The following is a 524-nucleotide window of genomic DNA, read 5'->3' on the forward strand; positions in this document are numbered from 1 at the left end:
GTGCTTCAAACCCAAACGAACGCATATACGCTACTTTTAAGCTTTCATCATATCATTATGGATGGCTGGTGCCTTGGTATCGTCATGGACGAGCTGTTCGCGGCTTATGAAGCACTGAAAGCGGGGAAACCCGTAGAACTGCCAACACCGCAGCCCTATACTGGCTATGCTCGCTGGCTGGACAAGCAGGATAAGGAGGCGGCGAAGGAATACTGGCGGTTCATCCTGAACGGCTATGATCAGCCAGCCGTGCTGCCAACCCTGCCTGTAGCCCATCCGCTCCAGGCAGCTACCGGGTACTTACTGCATGAGCATAAAATAACACTCACGGATGAAACAACCCGTCAATTGCGGACGGTGGCTGAACGCAACGGAACGACCCTTAGCAGTCTGTTTCTGGCTGCATGGGGAGTCGTGCTTGGAGGATACAACCAAAGTGAAGACGTCGTCTTCGGCACCGTTGTTTCCGGTCGACCACCGGAGCTTGAAGGTGTGGAACAGATGTTGGGACTTTTCATTAACAC

1 protein-coding gene is annotated in these 524 nt (G+C 53.1%); it reads left to right on the forward strand.

Annotated elements, in window-relative coordinates; all coding sequences use genetic code 11:
- On the forward strand, window positions 1-524 hold a 524-nt coding region (locus E0698_RS26305), incomplete at both ends, for a condensation domain-containing protein (protein WP_238354182.1).

Origin of the sequence: Paenibacillus sp. 23TSA30-6 (assembly GCF_014858585.1) — a bacterium.
Classification (GTDB): Bacteria; Bacillota; Bacilli; order Paenibacillales; family Paenibacillaceae; genus Paenibacillus.